A 21073-nucleotide genomic window follows, 5' to 3' on the forward strand; every position below is an offset into this window, starting at 1 on the left:
GGGGATTCTTATATTTGCGCCTCAATAAAATTATTGCGAAGATGAAAGCTGATATCCACCCAAAAAATTATAGATTGGTAGTGTTTAAGGATATGTCATGTGACTATGCATTCCTTACTAAATCAACTGTTGATACTCGTGATACTATCGTTTGGGAAGATGGTAACGAATATCCTTTAGTTAAATTGGAGATCTCTGATAAATCTCACCCGTTCTATACTGGCAAGATGAAGTTAGTAGATACTGCAGGTCGTATTGATAAATTCAAAAACCGTTACGCTAAAAAATAAGCTAGGTTTACCTGATATTAAAAGTCTGTTGAGAAGATCAACAGACTTTTTTTATTTTTGAATAATGAGAAACTATCTTTTGTTTGATGATCCTGGCGTTCGTCGGCAACTTTTACCACTTACATTTACCCGCCCAATAGCTGACATTCGAGTTGGAATATTAACCATTATTGAAAAATGGGCCTATAGTTTAAACTCAAAGCCATCTTATCTTACTGAATCATATTTACAGGAAAAATTTCCGTCAGTAATAGCTGAAAGAAATATTCTTATCAATGCAGCTATTTTACCTGATGATAATTTGGTGTCAGTAATTAGGGACTTACAAGAGGGTGAAGCCTTAAAAAATGGAGATACTTTACTTGCTGTAAATTTATCCAAGGAAGAAACCTCTCTGTTCGATCCTGAAAACTTTGTATCAAAGGCACAACCTATTCAATTTAAAATACAACAGATTGTTTCGCCGGCTTCTATTTTCCAGTTTAATGCCCAAGAAATTGCGAACGATTTTAATCTGTTTGCATCTAAAGTTTCTCAAACCTTACCTATAGGATCACAATTATTAGGTCGAAACATTTTTGTTGAAGAAGGAGCCAAAATTAACTTCGCGTTAATAAATTCTGAGACAGGACCTGTATATATAGGTAAGGACGTTGAAATAATGGAAGGTGCTATGATTAGAGGGCCTTTTGCGGCATGTGAAGGTGCTGTGGTTAAAATGGGGTCTAAGATTTATGGCGCAACAACTCTGGGTCCCAATACAGTTGTTGGGGGGGAGGTAAAGAACTGCGTTTTCTTTGGCAATTCAAATAAAGGCCATGAGGGTTATTTGGGAGATTCAGTAATTGGCGAGTGGTGTAATTTGGGGGCAGATACCAATAATTCCAACTTAAAGAACAATTTTAGTACGGTTAAAGTGTGGAATTATGCTGAAGCAAAGTTCAATGATACGGGTTTGCAAAAATATGGAGTAGTTATGGCCGACCATGTTAAAACCGCAATCAATACGGCTTTTAATACCGGAACAGTAGTTGGAGTTGGTTGTAATATTGCATGCAATGGCTTTCCTTCTAAATTTGTGGCTGATTTTAGCTGGGTGCAAAACGAGCAGATTGCAGAGTTTGATTTTACGAAATTTTGCAATACGGCTTCTTCAATGATGAAAACAAAAAAAAACGAGTTTAATGACACAGAAAGACGTATACTTGAACACGTTTTTGATACAACAAGAACACACAAACTATCCTAATTATAAATAATGAGACAGAAAATTGTTGCTGGAAACTGGAAAATGAATAACGATTTAAAAGAATCGTTAAAATTAATTTCTGAAGTGGCTAATATGGTTACTGATGAAGTAAATAATGACGCTGTAATTATTGTTGCAGTTCCTTTTACTAATATTTATGCTTTAGATCAATGGAAAAGTGGGTCTGAAGTTCATGATAAAGTTAAACTAGCTGCTCAAAATTGTAGCTGGGAAGAATCTGGGGCCTATACTGGCGAAGTTTCTGCCAGAATGTTAAAATCAATAGGTGCTGATTATGTAATTTTAGGACATTCAGAGCGTCGTCAATACTTTGCAGAAACCAACGCTCAACTAGCTAAAAAAGTTGACTTAGCTTTAACACATGAGTTAATTCCGATTTTTTGCATAGGAGAAACCCTGAGTGAACGAGAAAAAGGTATTCACTTCGAGGTTATAAAAGGGCAATTAAAAGAGGGTTTGTTCCATTTGATCAAATCAGTGTTTAGAACAGTAGTAATTGCATATGAACCGGTATGGGCAATAGGTACAGGCTTAACTGCAACCCCTGAGCAGGCTCAAGAAGTTCATGCATACATCCGTCAGTTAATTGCAGAAGGATACGATGAGGAAACCGCAGAGTCAATGAGCATTTTGTATGGAGGAAGTGCTAATCCTTCAAATGCCTCTGCTTTGTTCTCTCAAACCGATATTGATGGCGGTTTAATTGGTGGGGCTTCACTTAAATCACGTGATTTTACCGATATTATAAAAACTTTTAACGCATAATTATACTGCTTTTAATTAATCACTGATTTGTTATAAATAATTTAGAAACAAATCAGTGATTTTTATTTTTATAATAGCGGTAAGTTAAATATCTTGCTGGCCATAAGAGTTTAACCAATCATAGAATTTAAATAGATGCTCTCAGTATCCATGAATTACCTCGAATTAGTTTTTTTAGTTGATGACCCTGAAGGTTTTGTTAAGGATGTATTAATTGGCGAATTATCAGAGATCGGTTTTGATACATTTGAAGATACCTCTAAAGGGTTTAAAGCATACATTCAGGCGGATAAGTTTGATGAAACTGCTTTAGATAGTCAACTTCTACCTTATAAAGATCAATTCAAGTTTTCTTATCTCAAAAGTATTATTCCACACAGGAACTGGAATGAAGTGTGGGAAAGCAATTTTGAACCAGTTACTGTGGCTGATAAATTACACATCAGGGCAACATTTCATCCTGAGCGAAGTAATGAGTTTCCATTGGAAATAGTTATCGACCCTAAGATGGCTTTCGGTACTGGTCACCATGAGACTACCTATTTAATGTCGGAATGGTTGCTTCAAACTGAAGTGGAAGGGAAAAAAGTGCTTGACATGGGTTGTGGCTCAGGAATATTGGCTATATTGGCTTCTAAGCTTGGAGCCGAAGAATTGCTGGCTGTAGATATTGACCCGGTTTGCGTATCAAGTACAGTTGAAAATGCACAACTAAATGATATTGATAATATTGAAACGGGTCTGGGAGATATTGGTGATGTAAATGATACCGGTTTTGAACTGATATTAGCCAATATTAACCGTAATATTTTGATTCAACACATGGCACATTATGCAGACATGTTGGTTGATGAAGGAGAGCTGATCATGAGTGGCTTTTACGAAACGCCTGATCTGGCTATTATTCAAGAAGAAGCAGCTAAATACGATTTGAAATACATCAATCATTATACCCGTAATAATTGGGTTGCCGCCAAGTTTGTTAAATAGTTTCTGTTAGTTACTTACATTAGAATAAATTCTTGCAATGGTCCAATTTGTAAAACTGTTTCTCAAAAGAGACTTAGAGAAATTGAGCGCTGAAGTAGAACAGTATAACATTGACGAAAATTTGTGGAGGGTTGAACCTGTTATTTCTAACTCTGGTGGTAATTTGTGTTTGCATCTGGTGGGAAATCTGAACCATTTCATTGGTCATGTGCTTGGGAATACTGGTTATGTACGCAATAGGGACTTAGAGTTTTCACTTAAGAATGTTTCAAAAAGTGAGCTAATTACGATGATTAATGAAACAATTATGATGATTGACTCTGTATTGGCAAAAGTTAGTCCTGAACAGCTGAAAGAAAAGTATCCTATAGAAGTTTTTGGAGAACCAATGACAACAGAATACTTTTTGGTACACCTGGTAACGCATTTGTCTTATCATCTAGGTCAAGTAAATTATCACCGTAGATTATTAGATAATTAATCTACCGCTCTCTTGATTTTGAATAAATAAATGCGAATTTCGCTCGCAAATCACAATTCCGGCAAAAAACATGAACGTACATTTTATTTCAATAGGCGGTAGTGCTATGCACAATCTGGCTATTGCATTACATAAGAAAGGATATAAAGTTACCGGTTCGGACGATGAGGTTTTTGAACCATCCAAGTCGCGCTTGGCCGCACATGGTTTATTGCCTGATTCAATTGGCTGGAATCCAGATAATATACATGCTGATTTAGACGCAATTATTTTAGGGATGCATGCACGTGCAGAAAATCCGGAGCTGATTAAGGCAAAAGAACTGGGATTGAAAATATATTCCTACCCTGAATACATTTATGAACAATCAAAAAACAAAACCCGTGTAGTAATTGGCGGTAGTCATGGTAAAACTACCATAACAGCTATGATTTTACATGTGTTGCATCAAAATAATATTGATTGCGATTATTTGGTTGGAGCGCAGCTGGCTGGATTTGATACCATGGTGCGAATTACGGAAAAAGCTCCGGTGATGATTATTGAAGGCGATGAGTACTTATCTTCTCCAATTGATCGCCGACCAAAATTTCACCTTTATAAAGCCAATTTGGCAATTCTGAGTGGTATTGCTTGGGATCATATTAACGTTTTTCCAACATTTGCTAATTATGTTGAACAATTCAAAATCTTTTTAGATACCATTCAACCAAATGGTTTTCTTGCATATTGCGAGTTGGACCCGGAATTAAAAAAACTAGTAGAAAACTATTCACATCCGATATTTAAAACTCAAGGATATGGCCTTCCTGAATTTAAAGTTGAAAACGGAATCACTACGCTGTTGACGGAAAATGGGGAGCTTAAGCTTGAAGTTTTTGGGGAGCATAACTTGATGAATTTGAATGGTGCCCGTTTAATTTGCAATCAATTAGGAGTAAGTAACGCAGATTTTTATAAAGCGATTTCAAGTTTTAAAGGAGCAGCCAAACGTTTGGAGTTTGTTGATGGTAATGAGAAAACTGTTGTTTACAAAGACTTTGCTCATTCGCCATCAAAATTGAAAGCCACAACTGCTGCAATGAAAGCGCAATTCCCCCAGAGACGACTAATTGCTGCTATGGAACTGCATACTTTTAGCAGTTTGAATAAGAGCTTTTTGAATGAGTATGATGGAGCTATGGCTACAGCAGACGAAGCTTTGGTGTACTTCAACCATCACACAATTGAGCATAAAAAATTGGATCCAATTACAGAAGAGCAAGTTAAACAGGCATTTAACTCTGATAATATTAAGGTGTTTACCAATTCGCAAGAATTAGAACAGTATTTATTAGCACAGACTTGGGACAATGCCAACCTCTTGTTAATGAGTTCAGGCAACTTTGATGGGATTGACTTTAAGGATCTGGCAGCTCACTTGCTGAAAAAGTAATTTCAATAATCTTTATTGAGCACTGTCAAATTTTGGCAGTGCTTTTTTTCTGAAAAAAATGGTTTCAGTAATATTATGTAGCCAATGAAGGTGTCTATTCGCTGAAAGTTTCCAGGCGCTGAATCCGGTTAGAGTAGGAAGTAACTTATTTGTAGGTCATGATATATAAGTAGATAATCTATTTGCTACTTTATTACGGCTCGTTATCTTTGAAAGATATTTTTTTTAAATGCAAGAACGTACTAACCGTTTTAGAAACGAAGTAAAAGAACCTCAGGCAGAGAAAATTAGCCCCAAAGTCAAAATCAAATATCCCTCTAAGCAAGATGAGGAAAAGAAGCCGTTTTTCAGTGTGCCGGAAGTTAATCCGAAAGCAGTGAAAATTATTGGCTTGTTTTTACTCATCATGTCAGTGTATGTTTTGGTTGCATTTACATCTTATGTTTTAACTTGGGATGAAGACCAAAGTGTGGTAATGAAAATGACTTGGAGCAAAATATTTTCTCCGCAAGAAAATCCGGTTGAAAATTGGATGGGACTTTGGGGAGCAATGATTGCACATCAATTCATTTATAAATGGTTTGGGGTAGCATCGTTTATCTTTGTTTTTGTGTTTTTTATTCTGGGCTACCGTTTATTGTTTAAAGTGACGGTTTTCCCCATTGCAAAAGCGCTGGGTTATTCATTCTTCTTTTTGGTTTTTCTATCGCTCCTTGCAGGTTATTTAAATAGCTTTTTCAGCCCTGTTCCACATTTTCTGGAGGGAGTATTCGGGTATCAGCTTAATGTTTGGCTGGGTGCCACTTTAGGAAAAACAGGTATTTTAGGAATTATAATCTTTGCGGCTCTGGTATTTGTTATTATTGCGTTCAACCCGGACTTTTCTCCTAAAAAGAAACCCGAAGTTGAAGCGGAGCCTGATCTGCCTCGACGAAACAGGTTTGAGGACAATGTTGATGACCAGGAAATCGAGTTCACTCCACGTCGCGAATATTCATCAGCCAAAGGAGCAATAAAACCTAATCTTGCTTATTTAGAGGAAGAATTAGTGCCAGAGGTTAAAACCATAGAATTTGATCATGATTTGCCAGATACAGAGCTTATAGATGAGTTGGTTATAGAAGAACCTGAACAGTTGATGGAAGTTGACTTTCCTCCGGTTCAACAACCAGAAGAGGCACTGCCAATTGCCTCACCTCCAACGGAAGAACTGGAGTTAAGTATTGAGCAAACAGAAGAGGAGAAATTGGCTAACGACTTGGTGCAACAACATGGCGAATTTGATCCAACACTTGATTTAGCTTCTTACAAATACCCATCTATTGATTTGTTGGATAATCATGGTTCAAATAAAATTCATGTAGATCAGCAGGAGCTGGAAGCGAACAAAAATAAAATTGTAGATACATTGGGTCATTACGGCATTGAAATTGAAAAAATCAAAGCCACCATTGGTCCAACCGTTACTCTGTATGAGATTATTCCTGCGCCAGGCGTTCGTATTTCTAAGATCAAAAATCTAGAGGATGATATTGCATTAAGTTTGGCAGCCTTGGGTATTCGTATTATTGCTCCAATTCCGGGTAAAGGAACAATCGGTATTGAAGTGCCTAATCAGCACCCTGAATTGGTGTCTATGCGTTCAATCATGGCAACAGAGAAGTTTCAGACTACTACAATGGATTTGCCAGTGGCCTTGGGTAAAACAATTTCAAATGAAGTGTTTGTAGCAGACCTGGCGAAAATGCCTCACTTGTTGATGGCTGGAGCCACCGGACAAGGTAAGTCCGTAGGGATCAATGCACTTATTTCATCATTACTTTATAAAAAGCATCCTTCGCAGCTAAAGTTTGTATTTGTCGATCCGAAAAAAGTAGAATTAACGCTTTATAAAAAGATTGAACGTCATTTTCTAGCGAAGCTTCCTGGTGAAGGGGATGCAATTATTACAGATACCAAAAAAGTGGTTTACACTCTCAATTCGTTGTGTATTGAGATGGATAACCGCTACGAGCTTTTGAAAGATGCCGGGGTTCGTAACCTGAAGGAATATAACCAGAAGTTTATTTCCAGAAGATTAAATCCAGAAAACGGACATCGTTATTTACCTTACATAGTTTTGGTGATCGATGAGTTTGCCGATTTGATTATGACTGCCGGTAAGGAAGTGGAAACTCCGATTGCCCGTTTGGCTCAGTTGGCTCGTGCTATTGGTATTCACTTGGTTATTGCAACACAACGACCGTCGGTAAACGTAATTACAGGTATTATCAAGGCAAACTTCCCTGCGCGTCTGGCATTTAGGGTTACGGCTAAAATTGACTCCCGCACCATTCTGGATGCCGGAGGTGCTGACCAGTTAATAGGTAGGGGAGATATGTTGTTTTCTACAGGAGCGGACTTAATTCGTCTTCAATGTGCGTTTTTGGACACTCCGGAAGTGGAGAAAATTTGTGAATACATTGGCTCACAAAGAGGGTATACAAGCGCATATGAATTGCCTGAATACGTAGGAGAAGATGGAGAAGGTGCTGTTAAGGATTTTGATCCGAGTGATCGAGATGCATTGTTTGAAGACGCCGCACGTTTAGTGGTGATTCATCAGCAGGGATCTACTTCATTAATTCAGCGTAAATTAAAATTAGGTTATAACAGGGCCGGTCGTATTATTGACCAACTTGAAGCCGCTGGAATTGTTGGTCCTTTTGAAGGAAGTAAAGCTCGCGAAGTACTATATCCGGATGAATATTCGTTAGAACAATACCTCAATACTTTAAACGGAAAATAGTTATTATCCTTAGATTTGCATTCGCTTTAAACAAAACGACTTGTGATAAGTCTATAAATTATAAGAATCAATAAACGGAATGAAAAAATCATTTTTAATCTCGGCTTTGGTGATGGTGGTTTCGGCTGCAGGTTTTGCCCAGTCGCCGGCGGAAAAACAAGCAAAAGATATTTTGACAGGCGTAAGTGCTAAATATCGTTCTCTAGATGGTATTAAAACAGACTTTTCTTACACGCTCGAAAATCCTTCTGAAAAAATCAATGAAACGCAGAATGGTACTTTGTATATTAAACAAAAAACGAATAAGTACAAGGTGATTTTAGGTGGAACTGAATTATTTAGTGACGGCAAACTTTCATACACTTACCTGAAAGATGCTAAGGAAATTCAGATAAATAATTTGGAGAAAAATGGTGAAGGCCTTAATCCTGCACAGATTTTCACTATTTATGAAAAGGGATTTAAATACCTTTTAAAAGGAGAGAAGAAAGATGGAGCTTCGATTGTTCAATTAATTGACCTTGTGCCATTGTCGACCAAGCAGTTCTCAAAGATTGAACTTTCTGTTGATAAGAAATTGAAGCAATTAAAGCAGATTAAGATTTTTGATAAAAATGGCAACCGTTATACATACAAAGTGAAGACCTTTGTCCAAAATCCAAAGGTTGATGATACGTTCTTTGCATTTGATAAAAAGAAATTCCCTGGAGTTGAAGTGGTTGATTTGAGATAACAACCTTCTCAATGTTACTTTTATTAAATCCCAAATGCTATTTTAGTGTTTGGGATTTTAAATTTACTCTACTATGAAAATATGTATTTTAATTGTTGCTATTGGTATTCAGTTAAAGAATTTGTTAGTAAAGTTGATTTATGAAAATCTTAATCGTTTATCAAATATTCATTACCTCAATTATTTCAAATTAATGCTTTCCATTACTAATCATACATTAGAGAAACTAGAAACATTGCTTCGTGATTTGGAATATAAAGTACGTTACGAAAAAGGAAACTTTAAGTCGGGAGCTTGTTTACTCCAATCGACCAAAGTGGTGGTGGTAAATAAATTCATCACCCTCGAACAAAAAATAAATGCCTTGGTAGAAATTGTAAAGCAAATTAAAGCTGATGAAAGTTTGTTGGATGAAAAACAAAAGGCATTTTATTTGAGTTTGAAACAAATTAGATTAGAGCTTGAATAATAGAAATCCAAAGTTCTTTAACTAAGCAATGAAAATAACCTTTCTCGGAACCGGAACATCACAGGGAGTACCTGTTATAGCGTGTGATTGCCACGTATGTACATCGGCTGATCCTCGTGATACCCGATTACGATCTTCTGTCTTAATTGAATGGAATGGTTCAACGGTGGTCATTGACTGTGGTCCCGACTTTCGATATCAAATGCTTCGGGCAGGGGTAAAAAAGCTGGATGCTATTGTGTTTACGCATGAGCATAAGGATCATATTGCCGGACTTGATGATGTGCGTGCGTTTAATTTCAAGCATGACCGAGAAATGGATGTTTTTGCAGCCCCTCGGGTGCAAGAAGCTGTAATAAGAGAATTTGCCTATGTATTTGCATCAATAAAGTATCCTGGTATCCCCAAAATCAATTTGATAGAAATTGGCAACAAGTCATTTAATGTACATGGTATGGAGTTTATTCCTATTGAGGTAATGCATTATAAATTGCCGGTCTTTGGGTTTCGTATAGGTGATTTTACCTACATCACTGATATGAAAACTATTAAGGATGAGGAAAAGGAAAAGATAAGAGGAACAAAGGTCTTGGTTTTAAATGCATTGCAGCGAGAAAGCCACGTTTCACATTTGACTTTGGATGAGGCAGTTGCTTTGGCTGTAGAAATAGGAGCAGAGCAAACCTATTTTACCCATATCAGCCATCGACTAGGTAAACATGCTGATGTGGAAACTGAATTGCCTTCGGGAGTAGATCTGGCCTATGATAATATGGTAATAAACATGTAGTTGTTATTCCAAGTGTGGCCCTCTGGGGTATTCTCCCGCATTCTCAAGACTCATTGAAGTGTTAAATGAGTTAAGTTGTTTGCTAATAATTTTATAGAAATATTTTACCCTGCGTGTAAATTCGGTATTCCGTTTATTTTTTAAGTAAGCTGCATAATCTTCATCAATACTTACTTTAGCTGCTGAATTTGAAGTGTACTGTGATTTCTCGTATAACTTTCCTTTAAAATCCTCAATTTTATAAATATAAGCATTGTCGTAAATCTTAACGTAAATGTTGTAATCATACACTATTCTATTCAAATTATTCAGATCCATCATATTGAAATCCAAAGTCCCCTTTGCATGGATTAAACTATCAGTTTTGTTGCTGGCATTAAGGGGGGTGTTTTGAGTGGGGAAATTCTTAAGTATCCATTGTTTCGCCCGTACGTATAGTGTGTCTTTAGAAGTGTTATTGACAAAAACAGTATCCGTATAGGTAATTCTTTTGTTTATTAGTGGAAACTCAATTGACTGACCACTAGATTGGATAGAAATAAAAAGATAAAAAACGAATAGGTAAATTGATCGAGTAGTCATTTTTCAAAAATCTAGGGTTTTGTTTTCTTAAAAACCAATGGGCCCGTGTTGCCCTGCTCATCTTTGTAAATACCTCTTAAGGTTTTTCCATCCGGAGTTAGTTCTAAAATGTGTTCACCGGAAAGAGCCCATCCGGGGATAGCTTGTGTAACCTTAACTTTGTAAGTTACTTTATTGCCATTTATTATCCCTTCTCCAACTTCAACCATTGGTGTACCCTTAAACTCCAAATAGTGGGCTACTTTTATTTTGTTTGCCTCCTGAGAAAATATTACGTAGCAATGCTGAAAATTTACAGAGTTTGAATCAGCCCATAAACCACTAATGTTTGTGGCTTGTTGACGGCCTTTGTTAAAAGCGAAAAGCAAGAAAGTTCCGTTGAGCAGAATTAGTGGAACAATTATTTTAGTAAGTTTCATTGATTTTGGTTGAAGCTTCTAAAATAATTATTTTAATGAAACAACGAATAGGTAAGCGGATGATAGCAAATAATTATCCCTGAGTTAAAAAGCATACAGAGTCTTCTAAGGCTTCTACAGAATGCAATATTTCAGTTGGAATATCTGTATGGTCATACCTGGAAAGTTCTATATTCTTATCATCTTCCTTGTACACTACTTTACCATTAATAACAGTTAATCTGCTTGGCAAATGCGTTTTGTGCTCTTTTAGTGTCATTCCCTTTTTAAAAGTAAGAACCAACACTCTAAAGTGATCACCCGCATGCAGTGCACCTGCCATTGGATGGCTGGATGTTTCCAGTTTATGCAGTAAATCTTTAATAATCATCTTTAAAGAGTTAAATCGATTAAAAAGAAGAAAGCTGGCAATTCAACCTTAAGTTACCAATTATTAGTCCCTTTTTATAATATTTTGTTCATGAGTTGATTCTGCGGTTTGAGCAAAAAAAAAGCCCCCGTTCCATATAAGAACGAGGGCCAACTAACCACTTAAAACTAAAGAAAACCTCTAATGAATTACTAAATCCTCTTCATAGGTGTGTTTATGTTGGTGTGCTTTAGAGCTTTCATCCTCATAAAGCTGTTCAATGATATCGTTATTGTTTTTGTTAAAGCCAAACTTGTTCAAGAACATGTCGATGATCTTGTAAACAACTGGAACTACAATTAGCGTTAAAAACATTGAACTGATCAGACCGCCAATAATTACCCAAGCCAAACCATTTTTAATGGCAGCAGTTCCTCCGGTAGCAAGAGCTAAAGGAAGCATACCTATAACCATGGCAATGGTAGTCATTAAAATTGGACGCAAACGAGCATTGTTGGCTTCAATAAGTGCCTCGTTGGTTGTTTTTCCTTCTGCTTTAGACTGATTGGCAAAGTCAACAATAAGGATTGCATTTTTAGCAACCAAACCGATCAACATGATGATACCCAATATTGAGAAGATATTCAGCGAGTTATTGGTTAATGCCAAGGCCAAAAGCGCGCCAATTAATGCTAGCGGGATAGAGAACATTACTACAAATGGATATACATAGCTATCGTATAATGCCACCATGATAAGGTACACCATAACAATTGAGATTAACAATGCTACTCCTAAGGTACTGAATGAATCCCCCTGGTTTTCTGCATCACCTCCCATAACAAAGCTTACACCAGTCGGCTTTTTCATGCCATCAAGTTTTGCTTTAAGCTCCTGTGCAACCGTACCAGAAGGGCGGCCAACTACTTGTCCTTGAACAGAAACAGAAGTGCTCTTATCACGGCGTTCTAAACGACTTGGTCCTGAACCTTCAGTAATGTTAGCAAATTGCGACAGTTTTATAGGCTGTTGTTTGTTATTAACAAAGGTGATATCACCTACATCCTCTATGTTTTTACGGTTAAAGTCATCAAAACGAATGTTGATGTCATATTCGTATTCACCTTGGCTGAATTTAGCATCGGTATTGCCGCTAAAGGCCACTTGCATGGTTCCTCCCACAGCATCCATTGATAATCCCAATGCTGCCATTTTATCGCGGTCAACTTGAACATTAATTTCCGGATTTCCCTCTTCAACCGATAATTTGACATCTTTTGAACCTTTGATGTTTTTCAGTTCGGCCATTGAAGTTTTGGCAAAAGCCATAACGCTATCTAAATCGGCTCCCATAACTACAACTTCCACAGGAGCACGGTTAGCAGTACCCAATAAACCAATTGGCGTAGTTTTCACCTTCACACCCGGAAGTTTTGATAAGAGCTCATTTTTAAGTTTAGCAGCATAAATATCAGATGGATCTTTACGTTGCTTGGCATCCACCAAAATTACGGTTATCTCAGCCTTGTAGGCAGTTGACTGAGTGACGCCAAAGCCGTCTTCACTACTTTGTCCCACGGTGGTAATCATCGACATTACTTCTTTTTTAGAAGCGATGAATTGCTCGGCTTTTGCGGTGATTTTGTTGGTTTGTTCAACAGAAATATCTTTCGGTAGCTCTAATTGAACAATAAACTGACCACGGTCTCCTTGTGAAATAAACTCGCCACCGATAAAGCCTTTTTTTAGCAGCATAAACGAACCAATTAACAATGCTACCGCTACTCCAATAGTAATGCGTTTGTGGTTTAGCGCCCATTTTAGGATGTTGGTTACCCAAGCAGTAAACTGATTTAATTGCCCTTCGAACCAAAGAATAAAGCGTCCGAATAATGTTTGCTTAGTTAAGTGCTCAAGCTTACCAAATCGAGATGATAATAAAGGTACAATGGTAAACGAAGTGAATAAGCTCAGCATGGTAGCAATCATTACAACCACGCAAAATTCACGTAAGATCTTAGAAACAAGTTCATTGGTTAATGAAATAGGCAAGAATACCACCACAATTACCAATGTAATGGAAGTAACAGTAAAACCGATTTCTTTAACTCCTTCAAATGCAGCTTTAACCCGGTTTTTTCCCATCTCCATGTGGCGATAGATATTTTCCAATACCACAATAGCATCGTCAACTAAAATACCTACTACTAATGATAAGCCCATTAGAGACATAAGGTTGAGGGAGAAGCCCATCATTTTCATGCCTATGAAGGTAGCAACCAGTGATGCCGGTATCGACACCATTACGATCAGGGCATTACGGATGCTGTGCAAGAATAACAGCATTACCACAGCAACAAGAACAATTGCCAAAATTAAGTCGTGAATAACCGAGTCGGCAGCTTCCAAGGTAAAATCAGAGGTGTCATTAGCTACTTTGATTTTAAGATTTTGTTTTGCATAATCCTTTTCAATTTTTGCTAGGGCCTTTTTTACGTTTTTACTTACGTTTACAGCATTGGCATCACTCTGTTTTTGTATTTGAATGGCAATAGCTCCCTGGCGGTCAACGCGTGCAAGCTTATCAGCATCTTTTTGAGCATCCTGAATATCGGCAATATCTTTCAGTCGAACTTGTGAACCATCTGGCGAGTTATAAATTACCATTTCGCGCAATTGGTCTACCGTCTTGAATTTACCTGCCAAGCGAATCAATACCTGGTTGTCACTGTTTTTGATTTTCCCAGTAGGGAAATCCAGGTTGGCTCCTTTTACGGCATGTGAAACCTGTAAAATTGAAAGGTTATAAGCTTTTAAACGATCAGCGTTAATGCTAACCTGAATTTCACGTTCCTGGCCACCAATCAGGTTTACCTGAGCTACACCCTGAATACGTGATAATGCCGGCTGAATACGTTTGTCCATCAAATCGTAAAGCTGAGGGCCATCCATTTTAGCAGTTGCAGCCAAGGTCATAATTGGTAAATCATCCAATGAAAACTTGTTCAAGCTAGGCGTTTTTGCGTCATCAGGTAAGTCCGCAAGAATAGCATTTACCTTTCGTTGAGCTTCCTGCAAGCCAATATCCGCATCAGCATTACTGGTAAGTTCAACAGTTACAATTGAAACGCCTTCAACAGAACGAGCAGTAATCTTTTTGATGTTTTCCATTGATGCCACCGCATCTTCTACCTTTTTAGTTACGGTATTTTCAACTTCGTTTGGGGAAGCACCCGGATAAACTGTCGAAATAGTTAAAGTAGGCGTGGAGAACTTAGGTAACAATTCATAATTGAGAGAAAAGTAACTAAGTAATCCCATCAATGTTAGCACAGTAAATATTACCACGACTAACGTTGGCCTTTTTATAGATACTTCAGTAATTTTCATGTATACTTAATGAAATAATGTTTGAATGAGTGAAAGGGTTATTATGCAACCGTTAACTTATTTTTGGATGGCTACTTTTGTGCCTTCACTCAAATTAATCTGACCGCTGGTAATAATAGTTTCGCCTTCGTTAAGACCGCTTTCTATTACTACTTTATCGCCAATAATTTGTCCGGCAACTGCCTTACGATGTTTGGCAATGCCATTTTCTTCCACATAAACCATGTTGCTGTTAACACCTCCTACAAAAGCTCCACGAGGAACTAAAATACCTGGAGTGGTTTGAGGTAAATTGAAGTTTGCCGTACCGTACATACCGGCTTTTATCTGTTGATCTTTTAGGTTGGTAACTTCAATTTCTATTGGATAATTCAACGTGTTATCTCCTTTGGCAGCTATGAAAGTGATTTTTCCTTTATATGTTGCATCAGGAAATACTTTGCAGTTAACGTCAAGCTGCTGGTTAACTTTTAAATTGATTACCTGTGATTCAGGTACGTTTACATTTAACTTTAAAGTTGACACGTCAACAATGTCGAAAAGCTTTGTTCCTGGTGAGAGGTATGAGCCTAATTCAACGTATTTTTTATTGATGATACCTGAAATTGGTGCTTTTATTTGAGTATCAGTCATTTTGCGGCGAGCAGTTGTTAAACGGCTTTCAGCTTGTCTAATCTGGAAGTTGATATCATCAAATTGCTTTTGAGTTACACCTCCGGTTTGAAGCGCACTCTCAAATCTAATACGGTCTCTTTTTAGTTGCTCCAATGAGGTTTGAGCTGCTTGTAAATCCGCATTTAAAATTTCACCATCAATGCGGGCAATTACCTGTCCTTTGCTTACAAATGACCCTTCGTCAACCAATAATGAAGTAATACGGCCAGCGTTTTCAGAAACAAATGCTAGCTCGCGTATAGGTGCAAAGGTACCATTGGCTATAAAGTCACGAGCAAAAGTGGTTTTGGCTATCTTCTCAGCCTGAACTGGAATTACTGCTGCTCCTTGCTGTACAATGGCAGTTTTCTCCTCATTAGCTAGTTGATTAGAGTTAAGTTTCCAGCCAATCAATGCAAATGAACCGATGGTTACAGCTCCGTAGATGAAAAATTTCTTGTTCATTTTATTCTTAGTTTAAAAGCGTTCTTAAGTTTCCGTTTGATTTGATTAATTCAATTTCTGCGATTTTGTAATTCAGTAATGCTTGAGAATAGTTATTCTGAGCCTCTGTTAATGATACTTCAGCAGTTAATAAATCTGTTAAATCAGCCAAACCAAGGTTATAATTGTTTTGGGTTGATTTATACACTTCTTCAGCAAGCGTTACGTTCTCCTTTTGTGATGAAATAGTGTTTAAGCTGTTTTTAAGTTGAATTTTGGCATTTTCATGTGCCATGTTAAATGAAAGTTTGGTGTATTCTTTTGTTTTATCCAACTGGCGAATACTTACTTTCGTTTGGTTTATTTTAGAGCGACGGGCAAATCCATCGAAAATTGGAATTCTTACCCTTAAACCGATAGAAGACATATCAAACCATGTCGCACTTCCGCCTGATTTATGTAAATCAAACTCGTTGCTAAGTCCATTATAAGAGTAGTTGGCAAAAGCAGAAATCGTAGGATAGTACTCCGAAATGTTAGCTTTCTTTTGCAACTCTAATAATTCACTTTGTTTGTCGAGTAACTTAAACTCAGTGCGATTATTTATATTGAGGTTTTCGAATACTAAACCATTAGCTGATTGACTTTCTATCTGTTTTGAATCAAGCTTTGGAAAAGAAACTTGCTGCTCAATAGGCATCCCCATTGCATATTTCAGCTGGTTTGATTGTACCGTAATGGCATTGGTAAGTTCCTGACGTTGTGTTAATAAGTTAGTTAGATTAACCTTAATTCTATCCAAGTCAATTTTTTTGGCCAACCCGTTTTGATATTGTGATGCAGATGTTTTTACCAATTGCTCTACACGTTTAATATTGGCTTCAACAACATCCATTTTTTGCTGGCTAACCAATACCGAATAATATAACTTTGAAACACCCTGAATTACATCTTCTTCGCTCATGGCAGTATTGAGTTGGTAATATTCTTCACTTTTTTTAGCAGCTCTTAAGCCGGTAAAAACCTGTTGGTTAAATAACTGCTGGCTAAGTTCAATGCCCGCATTTGCGTTGTAGGTAGTTCCCGCTTCAATGGCTTTTACGGTACCCGGCTTGCCTACCAATTCTCCAGGCAGCACCATTTGTTGTTTGATAATGTTGTCGGTAAAGTTGGCGTTAGCGTTAATTTGCGGAAGTGCCTGTGCTCGAATTTCTTCGGTTTTATAGCGTCCGCTTTCTTCGTTCATTTTTGTCGATGCCAGCTTCTGGTTATTAGCTAAAGCATAGTTAAGGCAATCCTTAAGACTTAAGTCGGTGCTTTGTGCCTTAACCTGAGCAGTTGAAAGCCCTAAAACCAAGAGTGTTATTCCTATTAATTGTTTCATTAACTATTTCAATTTGAATTTTAAGCAAGTAGTTTTTATTGATTTTAAGTTCACTGCCTATTCCGGCGGGTTTAATTGTAATTGATTGCCGGAATTTTATAGTGAAATATTATGCAGCTTTTGTATAGTGTTCTATCAATTCTATCCCTTCTGTTGTTGCAATGCCACGCATAAAATGTTCGGTGTGAAGCCTGGCAACTATTTTTAAATTTTTATGTTGAATAATTGTGTTTTCTGGGTTGAAAAGTGTGTCAATTTCAAGCAATCTTAGTTCAGTCATTGCCTCTATATTCAATTGCTCTCTAAACCATCCTTCCTTAGTACCTCGTTCAATATTATCCCTGATCATGTTTTTTAGGATGTAGTTGCGAAAGAATACAGCCTCTTTCCAGCACTCAGGATGATATTTTTTGATATCGTACGTAAAGCTCGGATTGATTTCCATTGCTAACTGTTCGATGAATTTCAGAGCAATGTAGTTTTCTGCTACTGCATCATTGGCTTCAGTTTTGCATTTTTCCAATGCAGTTTGATAGTTCACCAAAATTTGGTTTATCAATTGACTAACCAATGATGACTTGTCTTTATACTGCTCATATATGGTACGTTTTGATACTCCTGCTTTTACAGAAATATCGTCCATGCTGATGCTTTTTACTCCGTAAGCCGTAAATAACTTTTCAGCTGTTTTTATAATTTTTTCTTTTACCATTTTTAGGATGCTTAATTGGAGTTCTTGTGTGCTTTAATGAAAATCTCGGTTAGCAATTGGTGCTTTTTATTTATTTCTTGCATTGTAGCACTGTCTAATAAGGGGGTGCAGGAGCCTGGCATGATATAGCTAAAGCGTATTCCTTTAATTAAATCGAGGTATAGTTCTGCCTTTTCTTCAATTTTATTTATAACCATTTCGCCACTTGCATTTGCCTTTTCGAACAATTCGGCAACAAAGTTTTTTTCTCGATTCATTGCTTTTATCACCACTTTATCGATAGTGTTTTTGTTGCCTTCAAGAAAGTTTCTGTTTAGCCCCATGTTTAAAAAGTACCTGGTGAAAAACTCGTGACGTACCTCATTAAGGTTCATTAATGCAATTTCAACTGATTTTGCATGGTTAGCCTCACAGCTGATTTCAAGAAAATAATCATCTAAAATTTTTTCCAACACTGCCGTAAATAAGCTTGCCTTGTCGGGGAAATAGTAATAAATAAGTGCTTTGGATAAACGAAGATCGTCAGCAATCTCATTCATCGTTGTTTTAGCTGGTCCATAGTGTGCAAAACGCTTTAAGGCTGCTTCTACTATAAGGTCTTGCTTATCGTCGTGTACGTCTATTTGACTCATTTACTATTTGACTTTTTTAATTCAATGGTCAAAAGTACAAACGGAAACTTTTGTTTACAAAAATGTTTCCATTTGTAACAGAGTCTTTACTTGTTGACTATTTTGGATAGAAAGTCAGTTTTAGGAATGCTGATTTCAAAAGAGTTATGTCTCTTATTGAAATAGTTCAAAATACGTGTTAGTGAGATTTAGATAAAAAATCTGTTAGGTTGATTGAAGCAAGAAGTTTTATCAAATCGGGAATTGGATAGGGTTTAACCTTTCAACCCTTTAATGATGAGTTCAGAAAGCATTTGTTGCTTTTCAAGAATGAGATTGAATAATTCATCATCAGGTTGTGGCGAATTATTGTATTCAAGTACCACAAGTCGAAGTCCTAGCAAGGCGTCGAATATAAGTTCTTCGGTTTGTAGCGGATCAGTAATTTTAAATTCACCGGATTTAATTCCCTGGTTAAGGATACTTGTTAGAAATGATTTCTCTTTTTCTCTTATTGATGCAAACTGGGCACGCTTTTGAGCAAATCCTTCTCTGCTAAAGCTTTTATTAAACTCAAGCAGAATGTAATATTTCTTTATAAACTCATGGCGTTTTCGTAAGTAAATTCCTAGGGCATCAGTACTTGAAGAAGCATATTCAATCTCTCTTTTGATCTCAGCTGCGTGAGCATCAAAAAGCTGCTCCAGAACAGCAAAATAAAGAGCGCTTTTGTCAGGGAAATAATAATAGAGTAAAGCTTTTGACATTGAAAGGTCGTCCGCAATTTCATTCATTGTGGTTTTTGAATGTCCATAATGAGCGAAACGTTTCGTCGCAACTTCAATAATTTTATCTCTCTTAATATCCTGATTTTCCATTAGAATTAAAGTAAACGCAATTTGCAGGCCCGAAGATAGGATAAATGGTTAATAGTCCATAAAATCATTATTACATATTGTTGGACTGCCTGTAAAGCCCACACATTATCTAATTAGCTTCAATATTTTATCTGTCGATTTCAATCCATGGCCAGAAAAAAGTGAAACGACTAGTTCATTTGGTTGATCTGCCAGGTATTTTCTCAAACCAGCAATTGTGGCAGCGGATGTCGGTTCAATGTAATAACCCATTTTTCCACAGTAAAACAGCGCGTTTTTTATTTCATCTTCACTCACCGAATAAAAGGTTCCATTCGTTTCTTTAACCATTCTTAACAATTGGTTTCCTCTTACAGGTGCCGCAATGGAAATTCCTTCGGCTAAAGTAGGCTGAGTGGAAACTTCTTTGTATTGTCCATGGGATTCCTGAAATGCTTGAAAAAGAGGAGAGCAATTGCTTGCCTGAACAGCAATTATTTTAGGTAGTCTGTTAATTATTCCGGCTTTTAATAAATCATTGAATCCAATATAACAGCCGATTAAAAGGGTGCCGTTTCCTGCCGGAACAACAACCGCATCGGGAACTTTCCAGCCCAATTGTTCTACAACTTCGTATGCAAAAGTTTTGGTGCCTTGATAAAAGAATGGATTATAGCAATGACTTGCATAAAAAGTGGTATCAGCAGCTTTGAGTGCTGCTATGGCCGTATCTTCACGACTTCCTGGTACTCGTTCAATTTCGGCCCCATACATAAGCATTTGGGCGATTTTGGCTTCAGAGGTATCTGCTGGTAAATAAATACGGCAGTTTATACCAGCTTTAGCAGCATAGGCAGCAATGGAACATCCGGCATTTCCCGAGGAATCCTGAATTACATTCTCAATTCCTAGTTCTTTGATCAAACTCATTAATACTGTAGCTCCTCGATCTTTATAAGACCCGGTACTGAATAACTGCTCTTGTTTTATTAATGCTTTATGGCCATCGAACTCAATTTCAAGTAGGGGAGTAAAACCTTCCTGGAAACTGATGATAGCATTTTCATTTGCTATAGGCAAGGCTTCTTTATAACGCCATAAATTTGGTTTACGTTGTTTAATTTTTTCTAAATCAAATTTGGCTTCAAATTCAAGATCAAGTAGATAACCGCTATTACTGCAATGTCTTGGAATATTTATAGGGTATCGTTCGCCGGTAACAGAACAAATAAATTGCATACGTACAAATTATAATCAATAGCAGATAAATTACAACTTAACTGCAGTTTATATTGCTGCAATAGCTTCAATTTCTATTTTATAACCATAATGTAGTGCAGGAACAGGAACAATGCTGCGTGCAGGTTTGTTTTCTGTTCCAAAGAACTCTGCGTAAGAAGCATTTACGGCAGGCCAGTCGTTTACATCTGCAATGTAAACAGTGGTTTTTACAATTTTTTCTTTGCTACTGCCACCGGCTTCAGCTATCGCAAGCACTCTTTCAAGTGCAATTTTTACTTGCTCTGCTAATGGTGTTTCTGGTGGAAAGCCGGTAGGTAACTGACCCGAAATAAAAACAAATTGATTAGCTAAAACACCTTGGTTGTAGTGCCCGGCAGGTGTAGGCACTTTGTTGGAGGAAATAGGTGTCATAAGGTTT

21 protein-coding genes are annotated in these 21073 nt (G+C 37.2%); 10 read left to right on the top strand and 11 right to left on the bottom strand.

From position 1 onward, the window contains the following. Positions 1–41: 41 nt before the first annotated feature. The 10 genes from L2B55_RS07590 to L2B55_RS07635 all read left to right on the top strand — a co-directional run bounded on the left by L2B55_RS07590 (position 42) and on the right by L2B55_RS07635 (position 10011). Positions 42–290: a type B 50S ribosomal protein L31 gene (locus L2B55_RS07590; protein ID WP_014679131.1), complete on the top strand. Its 249-nt coding sequence runs from the start codon at positions 42–44 to the stop codon at positions 288–290. 64 nt (positions 291–354) lie between these two features. Next, a complete protein-coding gene (locus L2B55_RS07595; RefSeq protein ID WP_237849950.1) occupies positions 355–1539 on the top strand; it encodes a putative sugar nucleotidyl transferase in 1185 nt (394 codons plus the stop codon). Between the two features lie 9 nt (positions 1540–1548). Next, complete coding sequence (tpiA, locus tag L2B55_RS07600) at positions 1549–2325, top strand: triose-phosphate isomerase (protein WP_237849951.1); 777 nt, start codon at positions 1549–1551, stop codon at positions 2323–2325. Positions 2326–2460: 135 nt separating this feature from the next. Next, a complete protein-coding gene (gene prmA, locus L2B55_RS07605; protein WP_237849952.1) occupies positions 2461–3315 on the top strand; it encodes a 50S ribosomal protein L11 methyltransferase in 855 nt (284 codons plus the stop codon). Between the two features lie 37 nt (positions 3316–3352). Beyond that, a complete protein-coding gene (locus L2B55_RS07610; protein WP_237849953.1) occupies positions 3353–3796 on the top strand; it encodes a DinB family protein in 444 nt (147 codons plus the stop codon). A 70-nt stretch (positions 3797–3866) separates the two neighbouring features. After that, positions 3867–5231: a UDP-N-acetylmuramate--L-alanine ligase gene (locus L2B55_RS07615; protein ID WP_237849954.1), complete on the top strand. Its 1365-nt coding sequence runs from the start codon at positions 3867–3869 to the stop codon at positions 5229–5231. Between the two features lie 229 nt (positions 5232–5460). Continuing rightward, positions 5461–8019, top strand: coding sequence for an FtsK/SpoIIIE family DNA translocase (locus L2B55_RS07620; RefSeq protein WP_237849955.1), 2559 nt, complete (start codon positions 5461–5463; stop codon positions 8017–8019). A 79-nt stretch (positions 8020–8098) separates the two neighbouring features. After that, positions 8099–8752, top strand: a complete 654-nt coding sequence (lolA1, locus tag L2B55_RS07625) for an outer membrane lipoprotein periplasmic chaperone LolA1 (RefSeq protein ID WP_237849956.1) — start codon at positions 8099–8101, stop codon at positions 8750–8752. 73 nt (positions 8753–8825) lie between these two features. Then, the gene (locus L2B55_RS07630; RefSeq protein WP_338092197.1) at positions 8826–9221 is read left to right on the top strand and encodes a hypothetical protein; all 396 of its coding nucleotides are present in this window, start codon (positions 8826–8828) and stop codon (positions 9219–9221) included. 28 nt (positions 9222–9249) lie between these two features. Then, positions 9250–10011 (top strand): MBL fold metallo-hydrolase, encoded by a 762-nt coding sequence (locus L2B55_RS07635; RefSeq protein WP_237849957.1) that lies wholly within the window; start codon positions 9250–9252, stop codon positions 10009–10011. Positions 10012–10014: 3 nt separating this feature from the next. Here the strand turns inward: L2B55_RS07635 and L2B55_RS07640 are convergent, their stop codons facing one another. The 11 genes from L2B55_RS07640 to L2B55_RS07690 form a co-directional block, all read right to left on the bottom strand. Continuing rightward, positions 10015–10593: a DUF4468 domain-containing protein gene (locus tag L2B55_RS07640; RefSeq protein ID WP_237849958.1), complete on the bottom strand. Its 579-nt coding sequence runs from the start codon at positions 10591–10593 to the stop codon at positions 10015–10017. Between the two features lie 11 nt (positions 10594–10604). Beyond that, positions 10605–11012, bottom strand: a complete 408-nt coding sequence (locus L2B55_RS07645; protein WP_237849959.1) for a hypothetical protein — start codon at positions 11010–11012, stop codon at positions 10605–10607. A gap of 73 nt (positions 11013–11085) precedes the next feature. Next, a complete protein-coding gene (locus L2B55_RS07650) occupies positions 11086–11382 on the bottom strand; it encodes a cupin domain-containing protein (protein WP_237849960.1) in 297 nt (98 codons plus the stop codon). A gap of 180 nt (positions 11383–11562) precedes the next feature. Further along, complete coding sequence (locus L2B55_RS07655) at positions 11563–14751, bottom strand: efflux RND transporter permease subunit (protein ID WP_237849961.1); 3189 nt, start codon at positions 14749–14751, stop codon at positions 11563–11565. A 57-nt stretch (positions 14752–14808) separates the two neighbouring features. Continuing rightward, a complete protein-coding gene (locus L2B55_RS07660) occupies positions 14809–15870 on the bottom strand; it encodes an efflux RND transporter periplasmic adaptor subunit (protein ID WP_237849962.1) in 1062 nt (353 codons plus the stop codon). 7 nt (positions 15871–15877) lie between these two features. Beyond that, positions 15878–17233 (bottom strand): TolC family protein, encoded by a 1356-nt coding sequence (locus tag L2B55_RS07665; RefSeq protein ID WP_237849963.1) that lies wholly within the window; start codon positions 17231–17233, stop codon positions 15878–15880. Between the two features lie 109 nt (positions 17234–17342). After that, positions 17343–17945, bottom strand: coding sequence for a TetR/AcrR family transcriptional regulator (locus tag L2B55_RS07670; protein ID WP_237849964.1), 603 nt, complete (start codon positions 17943–17945; stop codon positions 17343–17345). Between the two features lie 11 nt (positions 17946–17956). After that, on the bottom strand, positions 17957–18577 hold the full coding sequence (locus L2B55_RS07675) for a TetR/AcrR family transcriptional regulator (RefSeq protein WP_237849965.1): 621 nt from the start codon (positions 18575–18577) through the stop codon (positions 17957–17959). A 254-nt stretch (positions 18578–18831) separates the two neighbouring features. After that, a complete protein-coding gene (locus L2B55_RS07680) occupies positions 18832–19434 on the bottom strand; it encodes a TetR/AcrR family transcriptional regulator (protein ID WP_237849966.1) in 603 nt (200 codons plus the stop codon). Positions 19435–19539: 105 nt separating this feature from the next. Then, complete coding sequence (locus L2B55_RS07685; protein ID WP_237849967.1) at positions 19540–20652, bottom strand: threonine synthase; 1113 nt, start codon at positions 20650–20652, stop codon at positions 19540–19542. Between the two features lie 48 nt (positions 20653–20700). Beyond that, positions 20701–21066 (bottom strand): RidA family protein, encoded by a 366-nt coding sequence (locus tag L2B55_RS07690; protein WP_237849968.1) that lies wholly within the window; start codon positions 21064–21066, stop codon positions 20701–20703. Between the last annotated feature and the right edge of the window lie 7 nt (positions 21067–21073).

Source organism: Solitalea lacus (assembly GCF_022014595.1).
GTDB lineage: Bacteria > Bacteroidota > Bacteroidia > Sphingobacteriales > Sphingobacteriaceae > Solitalea > Solitalea lacus.

Bases quoted from the DNA above. Each gene is read 5' to 3' on its own strand.
- L2B55_RS07590 (WP_014679131.1), top strand. From the start codon at position 42: ATGAAAGCTGATATCCACCCAAAAAATTATAGATTGGTAGTGTTTAAG.
- L2B55_RS07595 (WP_237849950.1), top strand. From the start codon at position 355: ATGAGAAACTATCTTTTGTTTGATGATCCTGGCGTTCGTCGGCAACTT.
- tpiA (WP_237849951.1), top strand. From the start codon at position 1,549: ATGAGACAGAAAATTGTTGCTGGAAACTGGAAAATGAATAACGATTTA.
- prmA (WP_237849952.1), top strand. From the start codon at position 2,461: ATGCTCTCAGTATCCATGAATTACCTCGAATTAGTTTTTTTAGTTGAT.
- L2B55_RS07610 (WP_237849953.1), top strand. From the start codon at position 3,353: ATGGTCCAATTTGTAAAACTGTTTCTCAAAAGAGACTTAGAGAAATTG.
- L2B55_RS07615 (WP_237849954.1), top strand. From the start codon at position 3,867: ATGAACGTACATTTTATTTCAATAGGCGGTAGTGCTATGCACAATCTG.
- L2B55_RS07620 (WP_237849955.1), top strand. From the start codon at position 5,461: ATGCAAGAACGTACTAACCGTTTTAGAAACGAAGTAAAAGAACCTCAG.
- lolA1 (WP_237849956.1), top strand. From the start codon at position 8,099: ATGAAAAAATCATTTTTAATCTCGGCTTTGGTGATGGTGGTTTCGGCT.
- L2B55_RS07630 (WP_338092197.1), top strand. From the start codon at position 8,826: ATGAAAATATGTATTTTAATTGTTGCTATTGGTATTCAGTTAAAGAAT.
- L2B55_RS07635 (WP_237849957.1), top strand. From the start codon at position 9,250: ATGAAAATAACCTTTCTCGGAACCGGAACATCACAGGGAGTACCTGTT.
- L2B55_RS07640 (WP_237849958.1), bottom strand. From the start codon at position 10,593: ATGACTACTCGATCAATTTACCTATTCGTTTTTTATCTTTTTATTTCT.
- L2B55_RS07645 (WP_237849959.1), bottom strand. From the start codon at position 11,012: ATGAAACTTACTAAAATAATTGTTCCACTAATTCTGCTCAACGGAACT.
- L2B55_RS07650 (WP_237849960.1), bottom strand. From the start codon at position 11,382: ATGATTATTAAAGATTTACTGCATAAACTGGAAACATCCAGCCATCCA.
- L2B55_RS07655 (WP_237849961.1), bottom strand. From the start codon at position 14,751: ATGAAAATTACTGAAGTATCTATAAAAAGGCCAACGTTAGTCGTGGTA.
- L2B55_RS07660 (WP_237849962.1), bottom strand. From the start codon at position 15,870: ATGAACAAGAAATTTTTCATCTACGGAGCTGTAACCATCGGTTCATTT.
- L2B55_RS07665 (WP_237849963.1), bottom strand. From the start codon at position 17,233: ATGAAACAATTAATAGGAATAACACTCTTGGTTTTAGGGCTTTCAACT.
- L2B55_RS07670 (WP_237849964.1), bottom strand. From the start codon at position 17,945: ATGGTAAAAGAAAAAATTATAAAAACAGCTGAAAAGTTATTTACGGCT.
- L2B55_RS07675 (WP_237849965.1), bottom strand. From the start codon at position 18,577: ATGAGTCAAATAGACGTACACGACGATAAGCAAGACCTTATAGTAGAA.
- L2B55_RS07680 (WP_237849966.1), bottom strand. From the start codon at position 19,434: ATGGAAAATCAGGATATTAAGAGAGATAAAATTATTGAAGTTGCGACG.
- L2B55_RS07685 (WP_237849967.1), bottom strand. From the start codon at position 20,652: ATGCAATTTATTTGTTCTGTTACCGGCGAACGATACCCTATAAATATT.
- L2B55_RS07690 (WP_237849968.1), bottom strand. From the start codon at position 21,066: ATGACACCTATTTCCTCCAACAAAGTGCCTACACCTGCCGGGCACTAC.